Consider the following 22,104-nt stretch of genomic DNA (forward strand, 5'->3'; position numbering starts at 1 on the left):
AAAAGACCGCTGCGGCAGCGGTCTTAACATTTACTCGATTACTTTCACCCACACCTTAAATTTTTTATCCTGAATTTGTACGAGCTTTGTGTTTGGACTGGATGCATTATTCCTCTTGGTAAATCCTGCTTCAAACGCCGCGGTGGAAGTGCTCTCGCCAATCACATCTTCAGATGGCATGCCGATTCCGATCGCATCCGTTACTTCCCAGGCATCCTCGTTTGTTCGCTTCACATTCGCAATGAAGATTTCTTCCGTGTTGTCCATAATGCCTTTGTATACGGTAATGACACGGTCATTGTCGACTTCCAATGTACGGTATATTTTCTCTACATCTGCGTAACCTTCTTCTGTATGAAGTTCTTCTAGGGCTTCTGCGGGTGTATTGGATGTGCTGCTTTTACCAGCTGTTTGACATCCCGCCAGAATAATTGCCAAAAACGCAATATAAAATAGTTTCCGAAGCATGAAATCCTCTCCTTACCTATTTCATTCAATACCCCTTCGCTGAATGTGTTCCGCTGTCAGTTTTATTATCAAAAAATCCGTTCTTTCTTATCTTCGATCAATGTAAAATGTACATAGGATAAGGGAAAAATAAATACATGCAGATAATCAGAAGAACAGCTGAGCTGATAAGTGCAGTTTTATTTTTAATCAATATGACTCTCCTTCATTCAAATAAAATTCTGAATTTCTTCACTTATTCAACCTGTCCGCAATCGTTTGCAATATTTCATTCCTCCGCTTTTGTACAGCAAGAAAACTGATTGCAAACCAGACAATGAATATCAGAGGTATCAGGTAAATCACCAGACTCAAAACAGGCATCAGTGAAAAAAACATATTCGTATTGTGCATCAGTGACTCCTCCTTTCACAATTCAGCCAGACTGTTCCGCTTTTGGAAGCAGTTCAGACGGCAACAGCAATGCACCGGCGATACCTAATTCTTGAATGTCTTTGGACTTAGCGTTGCTTCAAGAACTGACTGCCGGCGCCGGTTACGTATGACAGCAGACGAACACTAATCGTTCTCAGTGCAAAATTCGGTATTTCTTTTCGTTTTCCTGCTTGAACTGCACATCATGGCTCAGGTAAGCGATTTCTTCATCAAAACTACGGCCATCGATGTACCGTCTGCCCTATGTAACACGGCTTGGTCGTAGGCATGGAAACCGACCGATTGGTACAAGCTGATATTCTTCGCCACATCTGCCCGGACTTTGCATGTTAATATCTTCTTCTCCTGCTGCTTCGCGTAGTCCTCTATAAACTGCAAAATCTTTTTAGCGATTCCTTGTCCTTGCTTTTCAGGAACAACAGAGAATCTGAAAAAATAAAGGCTATCCTCCTCCAGGCGGAAACGGATCATTGCAACCGGCTCCTCATCGATATAGCCAATCAGTGCCTGTTCCCCGCCTTCCATCGCTGCCGTTATGCTCTCTACGGTTTCTTTCAAGGCACTTGTTGGGGGCACTGCATGTTCGTATTGACGGAATGCCCGGATCATCACGTCATGAATGACGGGTGCGTCGGTAATTTTCGCTGCAGTAATATTCATGACAGTCCTCATTTCAATTTATTTGATCTGCTAAAGAAAACACAGTAGTATCTATCGCGATATTCCTGTTTTTAAACAGCTCAATCATCTGATACTGCTTGTCTGGCGCAATTTCATGGATTTCCTATTATTTACATATCTCGGATTCTTCGCTGTCCTCCGCATCACACGCACTGTATTCCGCACTTTAGAAGATACAGTGCGCGTGATGCAGGAAATATAATGTGAAAACTTCTTCTATTATATATAACACTACTATTTCCCATCTTTTATGTAAAGCAAGTACAAAAAAACACTGCTGGAATGGCAGTGTAGCAGATTGTGAAAAGTAAGGGCGACTTCTGATGAATCAGTATGGCCGCCGATCTGACTAAATGGAGCTTGACCTGCCGTCAGCCCGCTGCGTTCCCATGGCGGCGCAGCGGACCTGGTACGCCGGTCAATGTAACCCTTTGTTTATCTAGCAAATTCAGCGGTATCTGACCCAGCCGCCGTCTTTTTTATCTTCATTTCCGCGCTTGCTCAAACGTCCGAGCACAAAAGCACCAGCAACGAGTCCGAGCACTGTATTGGTCCGCTTAGTAAACACTTGCTTCACCATCAGATTCATATTCTGCGGACGCTCTGCCAGCCTTCGCATAAAATACCCGTACCAGTCCTCTCCAAACGGCACGTATGTACAGAAGCGATAGCCTTCTTTCGCAAGCTGCAGCTGCAAATCTTTGCGGAAGCCGTACAGCATTTGGAACTCAAACTGCTCACGCGGAATATCGTGCTTCTCCACAAAGCCCTTCACATGTTCGATGATGCGGTGATCATGTGTCGCGATAGAAGTGAACGCCCCGTGCAGAAGATGCTCTTCAATGATTTTGATATAGTTTTCGTCGATATCCTGTTTGTCCTGATATGCCACATCCGGTGACTCTTTATACGCGCCCTTTACTAATCGGATCCGCGTGTCGCCGTATTTTTTCGTATAGTCCATCGCGCGGTGAAAATACGCCTGAATGACCGTTCCGACGTTGGTGCAGCCCTGTTCCTTCAGTTCGTCCAACAGTCGGAATGTCGGTTCAAGCCGTGTATGGTTCTCCATATCCATATTGACAAAAATATTGTCTTTACTCGCATAGTTGACAATCTCTTCAACTTGCTGCTTACAAAATTCATAATCAATATCGAGACCAAGCTGCGAAGGTTTGATGGAAAGGTGTGCGTCCGCCTGATGTTCACGAATCGCGTCCACTACTGCCAGAATTTCTTCTTTCGCTTGAATGGCCTCGCTTTTTTCGTAGACAAATTCCCCCAAATTATCAATCGTACAGGAGATGCCTGCCTGATTGAGCTCTTTGACACTGTCAATCATTTCCTCGATGTTGGTACCTGCCACAACTTGCTGGGCTCCTAATTGAAAGCCGTATTTTTGGGCAGCTTGATTCAGCAATTGATTTTCCGATAGCCCGATGAAGAAATTCCTCAGCATAAGTTTCCACCTCATTTGTATAATTCGTATATCGAAATTATAACACTATTTCGTCTTGTAAGCCTATACATTTCGTGATTTGTTTATCCTTAACTTTCCGTGAAAGGCAGCATGCGGTCTGCTGGGCTGTTCGGTTTAATCAATTCCTCCAAATTCAATAGCGGCATCGGGAAATAAGGGAAGCCTTCAACATAAGGAGCAATTTCGTATAATTGAAAATAGACGACGAGTGAAGTATCTGCAATATAGAAGTCCTGATCAGGCCGAATTTTAGTGAATGGCTCAAGCACGGGCGTCTTCCATTGCTGGATATGGCGCCGTATATATTCTGAAATACGCTGTACATATGGACTGCCAGGTTTAAACATGTCCTGCAAGCTATATTTTCTGCCGGTGCGCGTGTCAAACGTCAGTGATTTGACGACAGTCATGCCATGCGCTCCGCCCGTAAATGAATAAACGATAAGATTGATGCTTAAAATGTCCCGCTGATTATTTTTGATCTCATACGACGCGAATAATTCCACGAGACCTGGTTCATAATAATTTTCCTCCACCAGCAATTTATTCATTTCTTTGAACAGTTCCTCATTCAGCTGTTTCTGGACTTTCTTATTTTCCAGCCAGGTAATGACCGGATAATAAATATCTATTTTTGGTTTGCTGTTCGATACGTGGTGCGTCTGGATAACGGCGGGATTTTTCATTGTTTCATCCTTTCTGAGACTTTTGTCTACTATATGCAGCAGACAGACAGAAAGTTTCTCGCTTTTTTTCCTGCCGTATGATAGGATAAACACTTAATGATATGAGGATGTGAAGTAAAATGATTAGTATTACACTGCCGGAACCTGACGTAACAATCGTTCGCAGAAAGCAAGAAATTACATCGGGAGAAGCGCCGATCAAGCCAATTTACGGCTTCATCGATTTTCATGAGATCCCTCGTGATAAAGGCGGTCTTTTGCTGTTCTTCAACCATAGCGATGAATTGTTATTCGTAGGGAAAGCAAGAAAATTGCGTCCGCGTCTAAAAAAGCATTTTGATGACCAAGTGTCTCCACTGCGCAATCACCGTGAAGAAGTGGCGAAAATTTCCGCTGTTATCATCGATGATCCAATGGAACGCGAAATCTACGAAACGTATGTGATCAACACACAGCGTGCAAAGTACAACGTAGAAAAAGCATTTTTCAGAGACTGAGCTGTCTGCCTCCGCAGACGGCTTTTATTTTTTTAAGAACCATCCGCTTCTTTTGCCAGCTGCACATCAATTACATCTGCCGCATGAATCTTTTCCGTGCCGAACGGATCACGCAGGACGATGGTCCATGTCTGCAGGTCAAGCGCTTCAATTACCCCTTGATGGAAGCGTACTTCCCCGTCGTGCCATGTCTTCATCCATGTCTCACAGCGTCTCTTGCAAGCCGTGTCGAGCGTCTCCTGTATCATCTGCAGCTCCCAGTCCGTCAAGTCGGCACGAGCTATATACTCGTCCTCCCTTTGCCAGTCACGAAGCCGCTCAAGATGTTCTGGTAACATCAGCGATGTCCATTTAATTTTCCCTCTGTCGCGATTCCTTTCCATATCGTATTCCCCTTTCAGCAAACATATGTACGTTTTTATTATAAAGAACACAGGTTCGTAAATCAATGGTAAAAAAAGCCACCGCTTCTATAGCGATGGCCAACTGTTTACTTTGGTAATTTGAATGAACCGACGTATTGCTCCAGTTTATGCGCCATTTGATTGGTCTGAACTGAACGATCGGAGATTTCTTCAATGCTCGCTGTCGTTTGCTCAGCGGCAGCGGCGATATTATTCGTCATGTCTTCGATATTCTGCACAGCATGTGTCAAATGCTCAATCAGCTGAACAGCTTCTGTTGATTTATTTGCTTCAGATGTCATCAAGTTGGAGATGTCCTTAATTTCCTTGACAGTCTCTCCAACCGCAATAGAAATATTGCTTAATGACTGAGAAGTAAGCTGAACGGTTTCTGTACCTTTCGTGATGTGTTTCGTATTTTCTGTTGTGGACGTAATGACTTGCTGGATGCGTTCGGATATATCCTGCACCAGTTTCTCCACTTCCAGAACTTCTTGATTTGACTGTTCTGCAAGGTTACGCACTTCTTCCGCAACGACCGCAAATCCTTTACCATGTTCTCCTGCACGTGCTGCTTCGATGGAAGCATTGAGTGCCAGCAAGTTTGTCTGTGCCGCAATGCCCGCGATGGAACCGGTGATGTTCTGAATTTTCGTAGTGGACTCGACAAGATTTTGAATGGTATCACCCACTTCTTGTGAACCCGTTCGGATTAATTCCATATCGCGGCTGATTTCATCCGCGCGTTTAGCGCCTTCCAATGCAATTTTCATCGTTTCATTGGAATTGACCAGCATAGAATCGGCGTTTTCTTTCGTATTGCGAAGTCCGCCTGCAAGACCCGATAAAATGCCTGCCGCATGTTCCGCAGTTGTCGTACCGTCTGTGACAGCTGTTGCGACTTCCTCGATATTATTCGCTACCATGGAAACCGCTTCCCGCATTTCTGAAAGTGAAGCAGATGTTTCGCCGGCATTTTCGGATAAATGCTGCGATGTCGTATTCATCGTAGCGATCATCTCCTGCAAATTCACTGTCATCTGGTTCAATGTACGAGCCAGATCACCCACTTCATCCTGTGAAGTAACTTCTGTCGTCTGTACAGCCAAATCACCGTCCGCAATTTTCTTCGCCTGTTCAATCAAGCTTGAAATCGGCTTCGTTTTACGGCGAATGAGAAATCCTGTTCCGACAGATGCAAGCAACATAGGAATAATACTGATCAAAATTCCGTCACGCACAACGTCCCATGTGCGGTCTTTGACGATTGTTGCGTCAAAATCAATGACACTTACGGCGATGATTTCTTTACTGGCATCCTGGTCTTCATGGATTGGAGCGTAACCGGACAATCTCTTCATCCCGCCGTATTCATAAGGCTGCGAGTAGGTCGGATGATCGTGTGCGAGCAAGTCATCAATAGCATCCTGATCCATATGGAACTTATCTCCCGGTGCAAAACCTTTTGCTTTCAGGTTATCATCGAGAGCAATCAGGTTACCGTCAAGATCCAAAATATATTGTGTTTCAAATATATTCTTATGGGCAGTTGTCCAGTTCAGCGTCTTCCCGATAGCCTGCTGCGTTTGTGCATCCCCCGCCAATGCTTTGTCCATATCATCAGGGCGAATGAGTCCGGTAGTTATATTGGCACAGCCATACGCCTCAATTCCCGCTGCATCGTATAATTTGTCGTACGCCGTTTTATATGTAGCAATCGAAGTAATCGCTAACATCACCACTAATATGCCCGCTATAATGGTGCCTAGCTGAAACGTTAACGAATCTTTAACTTTCATCAAACCTTATGCCCACCTTTCTAATTTGGCTCATCTAGTTCATTCGTTGTCTTCATCATACGCTATCACTCTGCAATTAAAAAGAAGAAAATGAAATTCTCTTTAATTTAAATGAAAAAGAAGATTCAAAAGCAAAAATATTGTAAAGAAATTGTTCTATTTCAGATATAATGTTGTATGATGAATAGTATATGAACATAAAGTTTCGTAAGGGAAAGAGGCGTTCTAGTTGAATGATGAACAAACCGTTTTCAATTTAGTGCATTTAATGGATCAAGTAACGAATAAAATGCTTATCCGCTTCCAGCAGGAATCCGAACTGTCCCTTGGCATTTCCCATATTCTTGTGTTGCTGGAGCTGCACAAGAAAGGAGAGCAGCGGCCTTCTGACCTGGCAGAGACACTTGGCTTCACTCCCGCTTCCCTGACACATTTGTCGACAAAGCTCATAAATAGCGGATATATATCGCTGAGAAACGATGAAGAAGACCGTCGAACAAAATATTGGAAAATAACACCTTTGGGCTTGGAGATTTTAGAAGAGGCGCAACGGTATGGCCGCAAAGTTCGAACAGAGTTTTTCAGTCATTTATCGGAAGCCGAGCGGCGTAATCTACTGGAAATCTATACAAAATTGAATGACACTTTCGTCTAAAAAAGGCTGTCCCGCTATGAACTGCACCTCCAATTGTCAGTTGTGTCTAACAATTGAGGTGCAGTTCACTGGGACAACCTTTTGTTTAATTTACCGTAATTTAGTAGAACCGCCGTCCACCATGATAGTCTGGCCCGAGATGTATGATGCATCTTCACTTGCCAAGAATACCGCTGTGCGGCCAATGTCTTTTTCCGGGTCGCCGAGACGGCCAAGCGGATTTTTCGCAAGCATCGCCTGGTAGATATCAGGATGTTCCTGTGCCCACTGCTCGATGCCCGGTGTTTTAGCGATCGGGGAAATCAAGTTACAGTTAATGTCGTATTGTCCCCACTCGTTTGCTGCGACTCGTGTAATTGCACGGATCGCTTCTTTTGCTGCTGCATAAGAACCTTGGTTCACGTCGCCGTTCAGTCCAGCACCCGATGCGAAGTTGATGACGGATCCTTTCGATTCTTTCAGGTGAGGAAGTGCAGCCTGCATCAAGTACAGCGTAGGATAGAAACCTGTGTTGAATGAGAAGTCCAGGTCCTCCTGTGTTATTTCCTCAATTGATTTCATTCGGGACGCATGTGCGTTGTTCACCAAAACATCGAGTTTTCCGAGCTTCGTTACAACTTGTTCGATAATTGAAGGCAGTGCTTTGTGATCAGATAAATCTGCTTGAATGAAAATAGATTGCGGGGAGATCTTCTGCAATTTTTCCATAGCCGCTTCGCCAGCCTGCTGATTCAAGTCTACCACCGCGACAGTGGCACCTTCTTTCACGAAAGCCGTTGCAATTCCCAATCCGATTCCGCCTGCGCCGCCTGTGATGAGTGCAATTTTTTTATCTAATTTCATATATAACATCTCCTTATCGAAACTAGTTTAACATTAAATAAATTCCAGTGTAAACTAATTGAACTTGAACGGCCGAATGTCTTATATCACTATTTCCGTCCGTGGAACAGCAGAAGGTTTGCCGAATAAATAACCTTGAAACAGTTCGTAGCCTTTTGCCTTTAGCCATTCAAAGTCTTCTTTTTCCTCAATGCCTTCCGCTAACGGAACAGCGCCGATAGCCAGTGCCTTCTCCAAGAACTGTTCAGCGACAAACTGCTTTTGCGGATCAGAACATACACCCTGCACGTATTTAATGTCCAACTTCATGTAATTCGGACGAAGGAATGACAGTAATTCAATCGTATTGTATCCTTCCCCCACATCATCAAGTGCATACTTGAATCCCCTGGAGTGATAGTAATTCAAGATTGTCTTCAAATGATCCATATCTTCCACTTTTTCTGATTCCACAACTTCGAAAATCAAACGATGCGGATCAATACCCAGCCTATTTGTCAGATGAATAGTGGAGCGCAAACAAAATTCAGGCGAGTAAATGGAAGTCGGCACGAAGTTAATGAACGCTTTTTGCGTAATATCTTTTGCATGACGAACCGCCGTCATACGGCATACTCTATCAAGTGCATATAATCTGCCGCGCTCTTTAGCGGCAGTGAATATTTCATTCGGATAGATGACACGGCCGTCCTGATGATAGAAACGTGCCAGTAATTCATAGGCGTAGATATCTAAATCACGTGTAACAATTGGCTGATAATGGCTTGTCAGCTGTTCGTCTTTAATGACCTGGTCGATCCATTCCATTTCCACTACTTCCATGACTTGCGAAAATGGCCGCCAATCGGTTGGATCCAAGCGGAATTTAATAGAATCCATTTCTGCTGCATGATCGGCGCAAAAGTCGTATAATTCTTTTATCCCTTGTTCTTTTACGTGAAACGTCTTTGCCTCCTGCTTCACCAGCATGTCTGATCGCTTGAGATGTTCTTCGACTGAGCGGATTAATGCAGGTTGCTTACAGTTCACAAAAGATACTTCATATTCAATAGTTCCGATGATACAGCCTTGACAATGCATTCGCCTCATCCCTTCGGTGTTTAGTAATTGGAGTATATCATGAAATGGGTACTTTTCTCACATATAATATAGAGAAGCCCCAGATTCCCGGTTAATTGGCATGCGGGTGTTTAGATTGCTTTCATTTGTGGAAAGACAAGGATATAGAACGTTTACAGAAGTCAGGCGTTCAACAGCTGTAATCGAAATGCACTTATTTATGTGGAGGTGACTAGATTGAAGGTGCTCTTGTATATTAGTGCCATAGTCGCCGTTGCGGCTTTAGTAGTTATCGCAATTGCTATTATTAAAACAGCCAAGGCGGTCAAAGAAGCAATGACAGAAGTTAAAGACACGATGAAACGTGTGGAGCTGAGAGTAGGCGGAATCACAGATAAGGCCGATCAGCTCATGACTCAAACAAACCAGATTGCGGATGACGCGAATGCAAAGCTGCAATCGGTTGACGGATTGGCGGCTTCAGCGAAAGAACTTCGCGAATCCACCGAATATGTTCAGCATTCATTATCGAAAATGGCTGACCAGGTGGCGGCGCCTCCCGGCAAATATGCCAAGTTGATGCAGCAAACGACTGCATTGTCCGAGGCGGCATCTAAAATGTATTACACTATGAAGCAGAAAAACGGGGAGAGGTGAAATTGATGGACTGGGTACTAGGAATAGGCGTTTTGCTCATCGGCATCGCATTGATCATTGTCGCGGTCGTGCTGATTAAGCCGCTTGGAAAATTGACTGAGGTGCTGGAAAGTGTCAAGAAGACGACCGATACCCTGCCGTCAACGGTAGCGGATGTTACGGGTCAGACACAGCAGATTCTTCACACAACGAATGAGACGATCAGTAATGTAAACAAGCAAATCGGTGAAGTAACTCCGGTCTTCCAGATTGTCGGAGATGTGGGTGAGGCTTCACGCGAAGTGACGACTGCCGCGCTGGATACGACAGTTCGCTTCAAGGATCGTGCAGGGAATGCGAGTGAGTTTGTTAAGGAGAAGGAGTATAAAGGGTTGTACGGTATCGTCACGCTGGTGTTTTATTTGATGCAGCAGCGCAAGGAACTTAAGAAGATGCGGCCGTAAATGGAAGAGCTGTTCAGGAAGTCTTGCAGAGACTTTTTGGACAGCTCTTTTTCTTTGTGAAGGTTCTTTTGGGATAGTTTTATTTGGAGTGGTGTTGGGGCGTTGCTCGACTATTTGTCGGAGATTGGAGTTAGCAAGTGTCGGCTGTTAGGACCCGCGCAGGCACGTGGGGGATTGCCTTTCGTCATGAGCCAGCTGGCGATAGTGCGTGCCAACTGTCTCATGACTTCGGCCGACCCCGCAGTTGTGCCTGCGCTGCTATGTGGAGGCAATCCAAGTACTCTTTTAAAAGAGAAGAAGTGCAGTGACTGCGTAGCCATCCGCCAGCACCCCAGTGGGTTTAATGCTGTTCAAGCTCGAGTTTTGGATCGTAGCTCGACTCGTTGTCGGAGATTGAAGTCAGCAAGTGTCTCCTCTTAAGACCCGCACAGGCACTTGGGGGATTGCCTTACGTCATGAGCCAGCTGGCGAAGTGCGTGCCAGTTGTCTCATGACTTCGGCCGACCCCGCAGTTGTGCCTGCGCTGCTGAGTGGGGGCTATGCATGTACTCTTTTAAAAGAGATGAAGTGCAGTGACTGGTAGACGACTGGCGTGTGCTTTGGCAAGAGACGTGTCATATTCTGCTTCCCCCTAACTGAACGGAGGCGCCTTACAAGCGGTAGGCGTAGTAATGAGACAGCCAGGCGCACTTCCTGTCTGGCTCATTGCGGAAGCCATCCGCCAGCGCCGCAGTGAGTTCAATGCCGTTTTGTCACTGGTTTTGGTGGCGTAGCTCGACTCGTTGTCGGGGATTGAAGTTAGCGAGTGTCCGCTCTTAGGACCCGCGCAGGCACGTGGGGGATTGCCTTTCGTCATGAGCCAGCTGGCGAGGTGCGTGCCAGTTGTCTCATGACTTCGGCCGACCCCGCAGTTGTGCCTGCACTGCTGAGTGGGAGCAATCTCAGCACTTTTTTAAAGAAGAAGAAGTGCAGTGACTGGTTGCCGACTGGTGTGTGCTTTGGCAAAAGACGTGTCATGTTCTGCTTCCCCCTAACTGAACGGAGGCGCCTCCCAAGCGGTAGGCGTAGTAATGAGACAGCCAGGCGCACTTCCTGTCTGGCTCATTGCGTAGCCATCCGCAAGCGCCGCAGTGGGTACAAAGCTGTTTCTCTTCTCTTACTGCAATGCCGGCAGCCAAAGCGACTTTCGCTATCTGAATGATGGCGCCTTACAAGCGGCAGTGAGTAATAACGTTCCCCTTCCCTGATTCAAATAAAAAGACTGAAGCGCAACCCCTCGCGGATTGGTCTTCAGTCTTTATCATTAGTTAAAACGTTGTGTTTTCCGGTGCCGGCAGTTTTTTTGTCGGCTCGTTCTGCTTCGTGCGTTCCTTTGCTGCACTTGCGGACTCTTTGCGCTTCTTGAAAATATAATAGCCGAGCATAGCAGAGCCGTAGATGCTGCCCAGTTTTTTATTTTGTTCAGACGTGTCTGTGTGCTCTCCTTTTTGCTGAACAGATGAAGACATGTCCACCAAAGAAGATGTCAGCTGATGCGTGGATTGCCCAAGGTCACCGATTACTTGGAACAACGGTGTCAGGTTTTCAATTTTAGTGTTGATGTCTGCCAATGAGTCATTGCTGTTTTTAATCAAATTCCCTGTTTCATCCATGATTCCGTCCAGCTGTTTCGGCAGCGCTCCTACTGTCTCATCGACATCGTGCAGGATGTTACCGACTTGCTGCAGTACCTTAGCAAAATAAATAGCTAAAATAATGAAGGCGATACCGATAAGTATGACGCCAATTCCAACGAGATCCATTCCCATACCTCATTTCTCTTTACGTATTTTTCGTACTCTTTTTACCGCGTTTCCATGAATTCCATAGCTGGGAACCAAATTCCCCATATTGAATCGCAGTAATGAATGGTTCTGTCCCAGGGAGCGAACCATCCTCTTCAAATTGCTTAGTTCGTTTGTTTACTTCCTCACTCAAGTACTGACTAGAACGCCCAATATTTTCAATAGTGGAAAATAAAGGCGCTGCCGCAGTGAGTTTCACTTGAACATCTGTCGCCAGCTGTTCGGTTTCATTTAAGGTTCCATATAATTGCTCAATGCTTTTGTCCAGCTCCGCCTCTACCTCTTTCACTGTTCCCGTAACAGTCAGTAATAATTTTGAAGACTTGGTCAGTAACATCGAGAGGTAGATGGCGACGATCAATAGTGCAATTGCAATAAATAATAACCCAAGGTACGCCATATACGCATCCTCCTTTCCACAGACTAAATACACCTTATCATTCTATACCACTCTCTGTTTTTCTAAAACATAAAAACTCCGCGTTCCATGTTTCATGGCCTGAATTTCTTTCTAATGAACAAAAATAAAATCCTATGCCTCCCCAAAGGCATAGGATTTTATTTTACTGTTCATGCCGGCCTACACAGCGCTCACATTCGTACATTACTGATTCCTGTTTTTCCTTAAACTCATTCCCGCATTCCGTGCAAACCTTTTTCACCATTTGTCTTTGTTTGTGGTTGTTTTCCATTGCTCATTCCTCCATTCAATTTTGTAAGTGTTCCTCTGTACTGATACAGTATCTTTTCTTGTTATTAATATATAACAGAGGTGTCAGAGTTGTCACTCTTTTTTGATAAAACCCGTTATTTCATGATAGAATGCAAAAGAGCGCGACGAATGAACGGAATAAGAAAATGAAAATAAAAAACGGCACGTCACTATAGTGACATACCATTTTTACTGATTACCACATTAAACTGTAAACCATTACGGCAGCGATGATCACCAGGGTAATGACAAACACTGTCCATTGAGCATTATCAGGCTTGTCCGGTCTGCTGTCCCATTTTTGCATGATTAAACGCTTCCTTTCCGGTGTAATTGAGTTTTCATTTCATTTATTAGTTTTCCCTTCCTTAGCTGAATTAAACACCGTCTACTTTTCATATTTGTGGAAAATGACTAATTTTTTTATTTTAGCACTGCGATCAAATAATATTATAAAATAGGTTATTATTCACTTTTTTAATGAAATAAGCAAATTCATGCGGATATAACTTTACTATTAATTAATTTTGCATGAAGCAAACGCTTACATTTTCATACTGTTTTAAATATGTTCATTATTCGTAAAATAAACACACAATTTAGAACTTTCTTATGTTCATTCAGATTTTTTCATGTTATTATGAGTAAACGTTGAATTAGTAACGGAGGTAAATGATAAGTTATGAAGGTGAAAAAAATGGAAACCCACAGTATTCAAGTAGAGGACATCTTAATTGCCAATCAGCTGCTGAAAGATGTAGTAGCTCATACGCCTTTACAGAAAAATGACCGTCTATCGGAAAAATATGACTGCCACGTGTATGTAAAACGTGAAGACCTGCAGCATGTCCGTTCGTTTAAATTACGCGGTGCTTACTATAAAATGAAACGCATTGAAACAGAAGCACGTAAAAAAGGTATTGTTTGCGCCAGCGCAGGAAACCATGCACAGGGTGTAGCGTTCGCCTGTGCACACCTCGATATTGACGGCAAGATTTTTATGCCGCAGACGACGCCTAAACAGAAAGTGAATATGGTTAAAATGTTCGGACGTGACCGCATTGAGATTATTCTGGTCGGGGATACGTTCGATGACTGTTTCGAGAAGGCTATTGAATTGATGGAAAAAGAGAAGAGAATCTTCATTCACCCATTCAATGATAAAGATATTATTGCCGGCCAGGGAACAGTTGCTGTCGAAGTCATGAATGATATTGAAGAACCGATCGACTATGTCTTTGCAAGTATCGGCGGCGGAGGGTTGATGGCGGGAATCAGTACATATATCAAAAACCTCTCCCCTCACACAAAAATGATCGGTGCGGAACCGGCTGGAGCAGCGAGTATGAAAGCTTCTATCGCCGCACAGAAAGTCGTTCCTTTGGCAACGATTGATAAGTTCGTCGATGGTGCTGCGGTGAAGTGCGTAGGCGATCTGAATTACGAGATTTGCAACGACTATCTGGAGAATATCGTCAGTGTCCCCGAAGGTAAAGTATGTACAGCAATTCTGGATCTTTACAATGAACACGCAATTATCGCAGAGCCAGCAGGTGCTCTGCCTATTGCAGCACTCGATTTCTACAAGAATGAGATCAAAGGCAAATGTGTCGTATGTGTAATCAGCGGCGGGAATAATGATATCGGCCGAATGCAGGAAATCAAAGAAAAGTCGATGATTTACGAAGGTCTATTATATTATTTTCTGGTCGATTTCCCGCAGCGCGCGGGCGCATTACGCCAATTTCTTGATACGGTACTTGGACCTGAAGATGATATTACTATGTTCGAGTATACGAAAAAGAACAATAAAGAAAGCGGTCCGGGTCTGGTTGGAATTGAGATCAAACGCAAGGAAGATTATAATGGTCTGATTGCGCGGATGGAGAAGAACGGTTTCCCTTATAAAGAAGTGAACAAAGACAGTACGCTGTTCGGACTGTTAATTTAATTATACTGCCGCAGCAGTCGTGAGGACTGCTTGCGGCAGTTTTTTTATTTAGAAATGCATCGCGAATATACCCGGAGGTTGCAGAAGCCTTTTGCGGAAAAACAGCGGTTCGGACACTGTCACCTCTCGCCTTCGTTACCCATATACATAGGTATGATAGGTTTCTTACATAAAATAATTGGGTAATTTATTATTAAAACACATGTAAAGTGCACATGCTATCTGTACATAAGAAAAATACTTATGAAATTGCAGAAAAGGCGGTGATTCTGAAATGGGCCCTAAGCATAGTAAATTCAGTATCGCGATTCTATTCATTGTTCCCCTGCTCATCTTAGTCAGTCTCACGATTCCTCACTTCGCAACGATTCAATCCGGCGCAGATATCTATCTGCAAACAGAACCTATTACAGAACAGGATACAACCGAAAATTATGTCGTTCTCCGGTATGAAGTCGAGAAGGTGCCCAAAGAACGAATGACGGCGAGTTTAGTCACGGAGCTAAAACAGCCGAAAGAATTGGGTCAAACGAGAGTATTTGGTATTTTGGAGCGGAAAGACGGTGTTGATCAGCTCGTTTCATTGACTGATAAAAAGCCTTCTGAAGGATTATTTCTGATGGGCTGGCTGCCGCAAACGACAGACCGGGAATATCGTCAGAACGAGCATTACATGGTCAATTTTGGACTCGATCGTTTCTATGTTCCGAAATTCGGACACCGTGTGTCAGCTGACAGTGTGAATGACCGGACCATGACTGCACATTTTAAAGTCCTCGACGGCCATGGGGTATTGCGGGAATTTGAAACCAATTAAAAAAGAAGCAAAAAGGAATGTTGCTGCTTTTCTTTTTGCTTCTTTTTCTTTTTATTATAATCCTAACGAGATATATTTCACTTCCAGATATTCCTCTATTCCGTGGTGTCCGCCTTCGCGGCCCAGTCCGCTTTGCTTGAAGCCGCCAAATGGAGCCTGTGGTGCAGATGGCAATCCATCATTCAGGCCGACAATTCCGTATTCCAGCGCCTCGGAAATCTGGATTCCTTGCGTAATATTCTCCGTGAATACATACGCCGCCAAACCGAAAATCGTATCATTTGCCCGTTTGATCACTTCTTCTTGCGTCTCAAATGTCGTAATAGGCAATACAGGACCAAATGTCTCTTCCTTCATACAGAGCATATCGTCATTCACGTCTTTTAAGACAGTCGGCTGATAGAACAGTCCATCGATAAGCGTACCGCCTGTTACTACAGTCGCCCCTTTAGACTTTGCGTCCTTAACGTGCTCTTCTACTTTGTCGATTGCATCCTGATCTATCAGAGGACCGATGTCAACACCCTTTTCCATGCCGTCACCGACTTTTAGCTGCTCAACTTTTGCGGCCGTCTTCTTCGTAAATTCATCCACAATTGACGAATGAACATAGATCCGGTTTGCGCAGACACAAGTTTGTCCGGCGTTACGGAATTTGGCCGCGATCACACCGTCTACTGCTTTATCAAGATCAGCATCCGCCATGATGATCGCAGGAGCCTGTCCGCCCAGTTCCAATGAAATTTTCTTCATGGTGTCTGCTGCGCCTTTCATTAATGTTTTACCGACTTCCGTTGAACCTGTGAAAGTCAGCTTGCGTACACGGCCGTCTTCCTGCCACGCCTCTGAAATCTCACTTGCACTGCCTGTTACGATATTAATCACACCGTCGGGAATGCCTGCTTCCTTTGCCAGCTCCACCAGGCGAATCGCAGTCAGCGGTGTCTGTGAAGCGGGCTTCATCACGACTGTACAGCCTGCTGCAAGTGCGGGAGCGACTTTTCGTGTAATCATCGCAGCCGGGAAATTCCAAGGCGTGATCGCTGCGATGACACCCACTGGCTGCTTATGCACAAAGAGGCGTTTATTTGACTGAGTTGCGGGAATCATTTCCCCGTAAATCCGTTTCCCTTCCTCCGCGTACCAGCTGATGAAACCGTTGGAATAACGCATTTCACCGATTGCTTCCGTCAAAGGCTTTCCTTGTTCCGACGTCATCGTTTGCGCAACACTTTCTTCGTGCTGTTCAATCAATTCATGCCATTTCATCAAAAAGGCACTGCGCTCGTAATTCGATAATGCAGCCCATGCTGGAAAAGCTGCAGAAGCCGCGTCTACTGCTTTCGTCGCTTCGGCTTTGCCGCCTTTAGGCACTGCGCCAATTTTTTCGCCAGTTGAAGGGTTCACCACTTCGATCTGCGGTAAATCCGCACCAATTCTTGATCCATTAATGAGCATTTCCGTAGTCTTCATGTACAATCTCTCCTTTATTTGGAATCTTTGACTCGTTCCACCGGAATATCTGCCACTATATCATTTAATACCCAACTGGCAAGAATTAAACCCGCCACGGATGGACAGAATGCATTGGAAGCTGGTGGTATCTGTGCTTTTCGGATGGAAGCATCAGGGTTTCCTACCGTATCGACGACGTCTTCACGAACGACAATCGGACTTTCATCTGAAAACACAACGGGTACACCTTTTGGAATGCCAAGTTTCCGCAGACGAAGACGTATGACTTTTGCCAGCGGATCCGTATGGGTTTTAGAAATATCTGCAATCCGGAATCGTGTAGGGTCCGTTTTATTGGCAGCGCCCATGCTTGATATTACTTTCACTCCCCGTTCAACACATTGCTGGATTAAATGAATTTTATAACTGATGGTGTCCGATGCATCAATGACATAATCGGGCTTGTACGAGAAAAATTCCTCTGCTGTTTCATCGGTGTAGAACATATGCAGATCAATCACTTCACACTCTGCATTAATATCATGAATCCGCTCTTTCATCACTTCGGATTTAGAACGTCCGACTGTCGACAGATACGCCACCAGCTGGCGGTTAATATTGGTAATATCGACTGTATCCTTGTCAACGAGAATAATGCGTCCCACACCTGTGCGTGCGCATGCTTCTGCAGCGAATGATCCGACGCCGCCGACACCGAGAATCGCAACGGTCTTTCCTTTCATTCGCTCTACACCTTCTGTACCGATTGACAGTTCGTTTCTTGAAAATTGATGTAACATCCATATTCCACCCTTTATTTATAATTTGTATTATTCCTATCGTAAATCAGGTATGTACACTCATGCAACTAACTGCATTTACAGACAATAAAAAACCTCCTTGCCTGAGCAAGAAGGTGAATGTGTATCAGAAAAGAAAAATCCCGACTGTGCCGTCTTTGAATATCGCTTTGAACCCGCTTATAGCAGGTGGGTGTCCTATATAACTCTTTTGACGTCCCGGTTAAAGGCATGCCATCCAAGCTATAACGTCAGACTCCCGACGATTTGATGTTGGGTCAAAACTAATTTACAAACGACGAACACTTCAGGATTTTTACTATCTTTATCGTATCACACGCTATTTTATAATTCAATCAATTCGATTAAGTCTTTTAAAAAATAGTCGTTTCCTCACTTTTTCACAGGTTCTGCTGCCACTTTAATCCCGAGTTCTTTTAGCTGCGCATCATCGACAGTGCTTGGTGCTTCTGTCAGCAAATCGCTGGCACTGGCTGTTTTCGGGAACGCAATCGTATCACGTAAATTCGTGGATCCTGCAAGCAGCATGACGATACGGTCCAGACCGAATGCAATACCGCCGTGCGGAGGTGTTCCGTATTCAAATGCATCCAGCAAGAAGCCAAACTGCTCTCTCGCCTGTTCTTCTGTGAAGCCAAGAGCTTTGAACATTGCTTCTTGTACTTCACGCTGATAAATACGCAATGACCCTCCGCCGAGTTCGTATCCATTAAGCACTAAGTCATATGCTTGTGCTTTTACTGTTTCCGGGCTGGTTTTTAATTCTTCCACATCAGCAGGCATAGTGAACGGGTGATGCGCTGCGTAGTAACGGCCGTCTTCTTCATCATATTCAAACAGCGGCCAATCCGTAACCCATAAGAAATTGTATTTAGACTGGTCGATCAGTTCCAGGTCTTTGCCAAGTTTCAGACGAAGCGCCCCGAGCGAATCTGCTACTACAGATTTTTTATCCGCTCCGAAAAGGAATAAATCGCCCGGCTCACCCTGTCCCGCCGCTTTCAGTGCTTCGCCGATTTCGCCGTCGAAGAATTTCGCGATCGGGCCATTGAAGCCGTCTTCTGTTACTTTCAGCCATGCCATTCCTTTGGCGCCATATACTTTTGCAAACTCACCAAGTGCATCGATGTCTTTGCGAGAATACTTGTCTGCAGCCCCTTTGACATTAATTAATTTAACTTGTCCGCCAGCTTCCACTGCTCCGGCAAACACTTTGAACGAAGAATCTTTCACAAGCTCAGACACATCCGTTAATTCCATGCCAAAACGAGTATCCGGTTTATCTGAACCGAAACGGCTCATTGCTTCATCATATGGAATTCGTTTAAACGGCGTTTCCACATCGACTTGCTTGACGTCTTTCATAATTTTTTTAATTAGACGTTCGTTCAGTTCCAAAATGTCTTCGATCGACATAAAGCTCATTTCCATATCGATTTGTGTGAATTCCGGCTGGCGGTCAGCACGCAAGTCTTCATCACGGAAACAGCGTGCGATCTGGTAGTAACGGTCGAAACCTGAAACCATCAATAATTGTTTGAACAGCTGCGGAGACTGCGGCAATGCGTAGAATTCACCTTCGTGAACACGGCTTGGCACCAGGTAGTCACGCGCGCCTTCAGGGGTAGATTTTGTCAGGATCGGTGTTTCGACTTCCAGGAATCCTTCGTCATCCAAGAAGTTTCGCACTGTTTTTGTGATGTCTGAACGCATTTTGAAGACTCTCGCAAGTTCAGGACGGCGAAGATCCAAATAACGGTACTTCAGACGAGTTTCTTCACCTACATCTGTTTCATCTTCGATTGTAAATGGCGGGTTTTTCGCTTCGTTGATGATTTTCACATCAACAACTTGCACTTCGATGGCGCCTGTTGCGATGTTTTTATTTTTTGTGCGCTCTTCACGTTCGATGACAAGACCAGTAATTTCGACAACGTATTCGTTACGAAGTGTTTCCGCGATTTCAAGCGCTTCTTTCGAGATGTCCGGGTTGAAGACGGTCTGAACGATGCCTGCGCGGTCACGGACGTCGATGAAGATTAAACCGCCGAGGTCACGGCGCTTTTGTACCCATCCCTGAAGTGTGACTTCTTCTCCAATTTGTTTTTCTGATAAGTTCCCACAATAATGTGTGCGTTTCATAGTGGCTGCACTACCTTTCTGATGTTGATGTTTATATTTGAATTGAAGCGTTAATTGCTGTTGTGTATGGGGATTTTCGTTCCGGGCGGACGCAAATCCCATGTTCTGTTACTGTCTGCTCTTACTTCTTCAGTTCTTCAATCAGCTGATTGACAGATACTTTTTTCTGTTCTCGTTCAGCCATGTTCTTGAGCTGGACGACGTTTTCGTTTACTTCGTCTTCGCCGATAACGATGACGTATTTCGCTTGCAGCCTGTCTGCGGATTTCATTTGGGCTTTCATTTTACGGTCCATGTAGTCCATTTCGCAGCGCAAGTCGTTTTCTCTCAAGCTGCTTAGAATTTCGAAGCCTTTTTTGCGTGCTGCATCGCCTAGTGTGACGAGGTAGACGTCGAGTGACGGTTCATCAGTCCAGGATTTTTCTTCTGCGTCAAGTGCCAGCAATAAACGCTCGATACTGAGTGCGAAGCCGATGCCAGGTGCAGCTGGTCCGCCGATCTCTTCAGTCAGTCCGTTATAGCGTCCGCCTCCGCACAGTGTGGTGATCGCGCCGAAGCCTTTGGATGTGCTCATAATTTCGAATGCCGTGTGGTTATAATAATCCAGTCCGCGGACAAGGTTCGGGTCATATTCGTAGTCAATTCCTGCGATATCCAAGTAGTTCTTTACTTTCTCAAAATACTCCTTAGACGGATTGTTGAGATAGTCTGCAAGTGAAGGTGCTGAGTTCATCAACGGATGCTCTCTGTCCGCTTTACAGTCCAGAATCCGCAGCGGGTTTTTCTCCAGACGGTTTTGGCAGTCTGAACAGAATTCGCCGATGTGCGGGCTGAAGTAGCCGATAAGTGCCGAACGGTGTGCATCACGTGATTCCCGGTCACCGAGAGAATTCAACACGAGCTTGATATCTGTTAAGCCTGCGCGTTTGTAAATCGTCATAGCCAGCTGAATTACTTCCGCATCGATTGCGGGATCATCACTGCCGATTGCCTCTACACCAAACTGCACAAATTGGCGGTAGCGGCCTGCCTGTTGGCGTTCGTAGCGGAACATCGGGCCTGTGTAATATAATTTTACAGGCTGATCAGGATAGCCGAACATTTTGTGCTCGACGAATGAACGGACAACGGGTGCCGTGCCTTCCGGGCGCAGCGTCATTGAGCGGTCGCCACGGTCAGTGAATGTGTACATCTCTTTTTGCACAATATCTGTCGTGTCTCCGACTGTGCGCTGGAATAATTCAGTCTGTTCAAAAATTGGTGTGCGGATTTCCTTATAGTTGTATACGTCACAAATCGAACGGGCGATTTTTTCGACGCGCTGCCACTTCCAGGAAACGTCAGGTAATATGTCCTGCGTACCGCGGGGAACTTTAAAATTCATTAGTAAAACTCCTTTCAAAGATGTGATCGGGTGAACTTTCAGAGAACACAAAAAAGCTCCCATCCCAAATAACACAGGGACGAGAGCTTGAAGCTTCCGCGGTTCCACCCAAATTGACACAAATGTGCCCACTCGAATCCGGATAACGGCCGGTTCCGTCCATGCCTACTGATTTCAGCATGAATCCTCCATGGTGTTGTTCACTTTACGGTTCTGTCAGGGAATTTCAGCCGCGTTCCCTGTTCTCTTTCCAGCCTGCTTAAAGTTAATTTCCATATCATCGGGGTACAGATTCATTCGATTAGTTTCTATGTTAGACGTATACTCCGCAACTGTCAACTTGTTTGACGGATTATTGCGCGCTCTTCTGCAAAGCCGGCGATTAATCGACAGAATTAATGATTCTGTTGATTGTTCAACCACCCTTTGACTCGATCAGCAGTGTCACCGGGCCGTCATTCGTCAGCTGGACGTCCATCATGGCGCCGAACTGCCCAGTTTCCACGTCAAGACCGAGATCGCGCAGCCGTTCATTAAAATATTCCCACAATGGTTCTGCTGTTTCCGGTCTTGCAGCTTCGATGAAACTTGGACGGCGGCCTTTTTGGACATTGCCGTATAACGTGAACTGGGAGACGGACAGAATTGCACCCCCGACTTCATCAATCGACAGGTTCAGCTTGCCGTCCTCGTCTTCATAAATACGTAAACCGGCAATCTTCTTTGCAATATACTCGGCATCCTGCTCCGTGTCTTCGTGCGTAATGCCGACCAATAATACATAGCCTTTCGCTATGGAGCCGATGATTTCTCCATCGACCGTTACAGACGCGTCTTTTGCCCGCTGTAAAAGTACCCGCATAGGTCAAGC

Annotated in this window: 24 protein-coding genes, 1 other RNA gene and 1 other annotated feature; of the genes, 6 read left to right on the plus strand and 19 right to left on the minus strand. The window is 45.1% G+C overall.

From position 1 onward, the window contains the following. Nucleotides 1–30: 30 nt before the first annotated feature. The 5 genes from SporoP33_RS01155 to SporoP33_RS01170 all read right to left on the minus strand — a co-directional run bounded on the left by SporoP33_RS01155 (nt 31) and on the right by SporoP33_RS01170 (nt 3,750). On the minus strand, nt 31–468 hold the full coding sequence (locus tag SporoP33_RS01155) for a hypothetical protein (RefSeq protein ID WP_081242041.1): 438 nt from the start codon (nt 466–468) through the stop codon (nt 31–33). A 231-nt stretch (nt 469–699) separates the two neighbouring features. Continuing rightward, a complete protein-coding gene (locus SporoP33_RS16175; RefSeq protein WP_196796827.1) occupies nt 700–861 on the minus strand; it encodes a hypothetical protein in 162 nt (53 codons plus the stop codon). 231 nt (nt 862–1,092) lie between these two features. Then, nucleotides 1,093–1,563: a GNAT family N-acetyltransferase gene (locus SporoP33_RS01160; RefSeq protein WP_081242042.1), complete on the minus strand. Its 471-nt coding sequence runs from the start codon at nt 1,561–1,563 to the stop codon at nt 1,093–1,095. A 469-nt stretch (nt 1,564–2,032) separates the two neighbouring features. Next, nucleotides 2,033–3,043 carry a proline dehydrogenase family protein gene (locus SporoP33_RS01165; protein ID WP_081242043.1) on the minus strand — a complete coding sequence of 337 codons (1,011 nt, stop codon included), beginning with the start codon at nt 3,041–3,043 and terminating at the stop codon, nt 2,033–2,035. An 89-nt stretch (nt 3,044–3,132) separates the two neighbouring features. Then, the gene (locus tag SporoP33_RS01170) at nt 3,133–3,750 is read right to left on the minus strand and encodes a DUF3298 and DUF4163 domain-containing protein (protein WP_081242044.1); all 618 of its coding nucleotides are present in this window, start codon (nt 3,748–3,750) and stop codon (nt 3,133–3,135) included. A gap of 119 nt (nt 3,751–3,869) precedes the next feature. Here SporoP33_RS01170 and SporoP33_RS01175 point away from each other — a divergent pair, with 119 nt between their 5' ends. Further along, nucleotides 3,870–4,247 carry a nucleotide excision repair endonuclease gene (locus SporoP33_RS01175; protein ID WP_081242045.1) on the plus strand — a complete coding sequence of 126 codons (378 nt, stop codon included), beginning with the start codon at nt 3,870–3,872 and terminating at the stop codon, nt 4,245–4,247. A 32-nt stretch (nt 4,248–4,279) separates the two neighbouring features. Here SporoP33_RS01175 and SporoP33_RS01180 read toward each other — a convergent pair whose 3' ends face one another. Together SporoP33_RS01180 and SporoP33_RS01185 are read right to left on the minus strand one after the other, a co-directional pair. Beyond that, nucleotides 4,280–4,630: a YolD-like family protein gene (locus SporoP33_RS01180; protein WP_081242046.1), complete on the minus strand. Its 351-nt coding sequence runs from the start codon at nt 4,628–4,630 to the stop codon at nt 4,280–4,282. A gap of 107 nt (nt 4,631–4,737) precedes the next feature. Further along, nucleotides 4,738–6,450: a methyl-accepting chemotaxis protein gene (locus SporoP33_RS01185; RefSeq protein ID WP_081244709.1), complete on the minus strand. Its 1,713-nt coding sequence runs from the start codon at nt 6,448–6,450 to the stop codon at nt 4,738–4,740. A gap of 229 nt (nt 6,451–6,679) precedes the next feature. On the opposite strand from SporoP33_RS01185, the gene SporoP33_RS01190 reads away from it, so the two are divergent. Further along, entirely contained in the window at nt 6,680–7,105 is a 426-nt protein-coding gene (locus SporoP33_RS01190) for a MarR family winged helix-turn-helix transcriptional regulator (RefSeq protein ID WP_231293275.1), read from the plus strand. Between the two features lie 90 nt (nt 7,106–7,195). Here the strand turns inward: SporoP33_RS01190 and SporoP33_RS01195 are convergent, their stop codons facing one another. Together SporoP33_RS01195 and SporoP33_RS01200 are read right to left on the minus strand one after the other, a co-directional pair. Then, complete coding sequence (locus tag SporoP33_RS01195; protein WP_081242047.1) at nt 7,196–7,948, minus strand: SDR family NAD(P)-dependent oxidoreductase; 753 nt, start codon at nt 7,946–7,948, stop codon at nt 7,196–7,198. 81 nt (nt 7,949–8,029) lie between these two features. After that, the gene (locus SporoP33_RS01200) at nt 8,030–8,977 is read right to left on the minus strand and encodes an EAL domain-containing protein (RefSeq protein WP_369821947.1); all 948 of its coding nucleotides are present in this window, start codon (nt 8,975–8,977) and stop codon (nt 8,030–8,032) included. Between the two features lie 273 nt (nt 8,978–9,250). On the opposite strand from SporoP33_RS01200, the gene SporoP33_RS01205 reads away from it, so the two are divergent. Both SporoP33_RS01205 and SporoP33_RS01210 read left to right on the plus strand, forming a co-directional pair. After that, entirely contained in the window at nt 9,251–9,664 is a 414-nt protein-coding gene (locus SporoP33_RS01205) for a DUF948 domain-containing protein (RefSeq protein WP_231293324.1), read from the plus strand. A 5-nt stretch (nt 9,665–9,669) separates the two neighbouring features. Further along, complete coding sequence (locus SporoP33_RS01210) at nt 9,670–10,107, plus strand: DUF948 domain-containing protein (protein ID WP_143565473.1); 438 nt, start codon at nt 9,670–9,672, stop codon at nt 10,105–10,107. Nucleotides 10,108–10,959: 852 nt separating this feature from the next. Here SporoP33_RS01210 and SporoP33_RS15860 read toward each other — a convergent pair. From SporoP33_RS15860 to yhfH, 4 genes are all read right to left on the minus strand, one after another. Then, the gene (locus SporoP33_RS15860) at nt 10,960–11,124 is read right to left on the minus strand and encodes a hypothetical protein (protein ID WP_155961288.1); all 165 of its coding nucleotides are present in this window, start codon (nt 11,122–11,124) and stop codon (nt 10,960–10,962) included. Nucleotides 11,125–11,414: 290 nt separating this feature from the next. Further along, nucleotides 11,415–11,909, minus strand: coding sequence for a DUF948 domain-containing protein (locus SporoP33_RS01215; RefSeq protein WP_231293276.1), 495 nt, complete (start codon nt 11,907–11,909; stop codon nt 11,415–11,417). A gap of 19 nt (nt 11,910–11,928) precedes the next feature. Further along, on the minus strand, nt 11,929–12,351 hold the full coding sequence (locus SporoP33_RS01220; protein WP_081242052.1) for a DUF948 domain-containing protein: 423 nt from the start codon (nt 12,349–12,351) through the stop codon (nt 11,929–11,931). Nucleotides 12,352–12,514: 163 nt separating this feature from the next. Next, nucleotides 12,515–12,643 (minus strand): protein YhfH, encoded by a 129-nt coding sequence (gene yhfH / locus SporoP33_RS16390; protein ID WP_085430047.1) that lies wholly within the window; start codon nt 12,641–12,643, stop codon nt 12,515–12,517. A gap of 702 nt (nt 12,644–13,345) precedes the next feature. Here yhfH and ilvA point away from each other — a divergent pair. After that, nucleotides 13,346–14,614: a threonine ammonia-lyase IlvA gene (gene ilvA / locus SporoP33_RS01225; protein ID WP_081242053.1), complete on the plus strand. Its 1,269-nt coding sequence runs from the start codon at nt 13,346–13,348 to the stop codon at nt 14,612–14,614. Nucleotides 14,615–14,888: 274 nt separating this feature from the next. Then, nucleotides 14,889–15,431, plus strand: a complete 543-nt coding sequence (locus tag SporoP33_RS01230) for a GDYXXLXY domain-containing protein (protein ID WP_081242054.1) — start codon at nt 14,889–14,891, stop codon at nt 15,429–15,431. Nucleotides 15,432–15,485: 54 nt separating this feature from the next. Here SporoP33_RS01230 and SporoP33_RS01235 read toward each other — a convergent pair whose 3' ends face one another. The 6 genes from SporoP33_RS01235 to dtd all read right to left on the minus strand — a co-directional run bounded on the left by SporoP33_RS01235 (nt 15,486) and on the right by dtd (nt 22,095). Next, nucleotides 15,486–16,904, minus strand: a complete 1,419-nt coding sequence (locus SporoP33_RS01235; protein ID WP_081242055.1) for an NAD-dependent succinate-semialdehyde dehydrogenase — start codon at nt 16,902–16,904, stop codon at nt 15,486–15,488. A gap of 14 nt (nt 16,905–16,918) precedes the next feature. Further along, complete coding sequence (locus SporoP33_RS01240; RefSeq protein ID WP_081242056.1) at nt 16,919–17,686, minus strand: tRNA threonylcarbamoyladenosine dehydratase; 768 nt, start codon at nt 17,684–17,686, stop codon at nt 16,919–16,921. A gap of 136 nt (nt 17,687–17,822) precedes the next feature. After that, nucleotides 17,823–18,003: non-coding RNA, 6S RNA (gene ssrS, locus SporoP33_RS01245), on the minus strand. Between the two features lie 76 nt (nt 18,004–18,079). Then, nucleotides 18,080–19,849 (minus strand): aspartate--tRNA ligase, encoded by a 1,770-nt coding sequence (gene aspS / locus SporoP33_RS01250; protein ID WP_081244711.1) that lies wholly within the window; start codon nt 19,847–19,849, stop codon nt 18,080–18,082. A gap of 121 nt (nt 19,850–19,970) precedes the next feature. Then, nucleotides 19,971–21,233: a histidine--tRNA ligase gene (hisS, locus tag SporoP33_RS01255; protein WP_081242057.1), complete on the minus strand. Its 1,263-nt coding sequence runs from the start codon at nt 21,231–21,233 to the stop codon at nt 19,971–19,973. 72 nt (nt 21,234–21,305) lie between these two features. Further along, nucleotides 21,306–21,523, minus strand: a binding site (T-box leader). A gap of 125 nt (nt 21,524–21,648) precedes the next feature. Then, on the minus strand, nt 21,649–22,095 hold the full coding sequence (dtd, locus tag SporoP33_RS01260; protein ID WP_081242058.1) for a D-aminoacyl-tRNA deacylase: 447 nt from the start codon (nt 22,093–22,095) through the stop codon (nt 21,649–21,651). Nucleotides 22,096–22,104: the final 9 nt, after the last annotated feature.

It is taken from the genome of Sporosarcina sp. P33, assembly GCF_002077155.1.
Taxonomy (GTDB): domain Bacteria; phylum Bacillota; class Bacilli; order Bacillales_A; family Planococcaceae; genus Sporosarcina.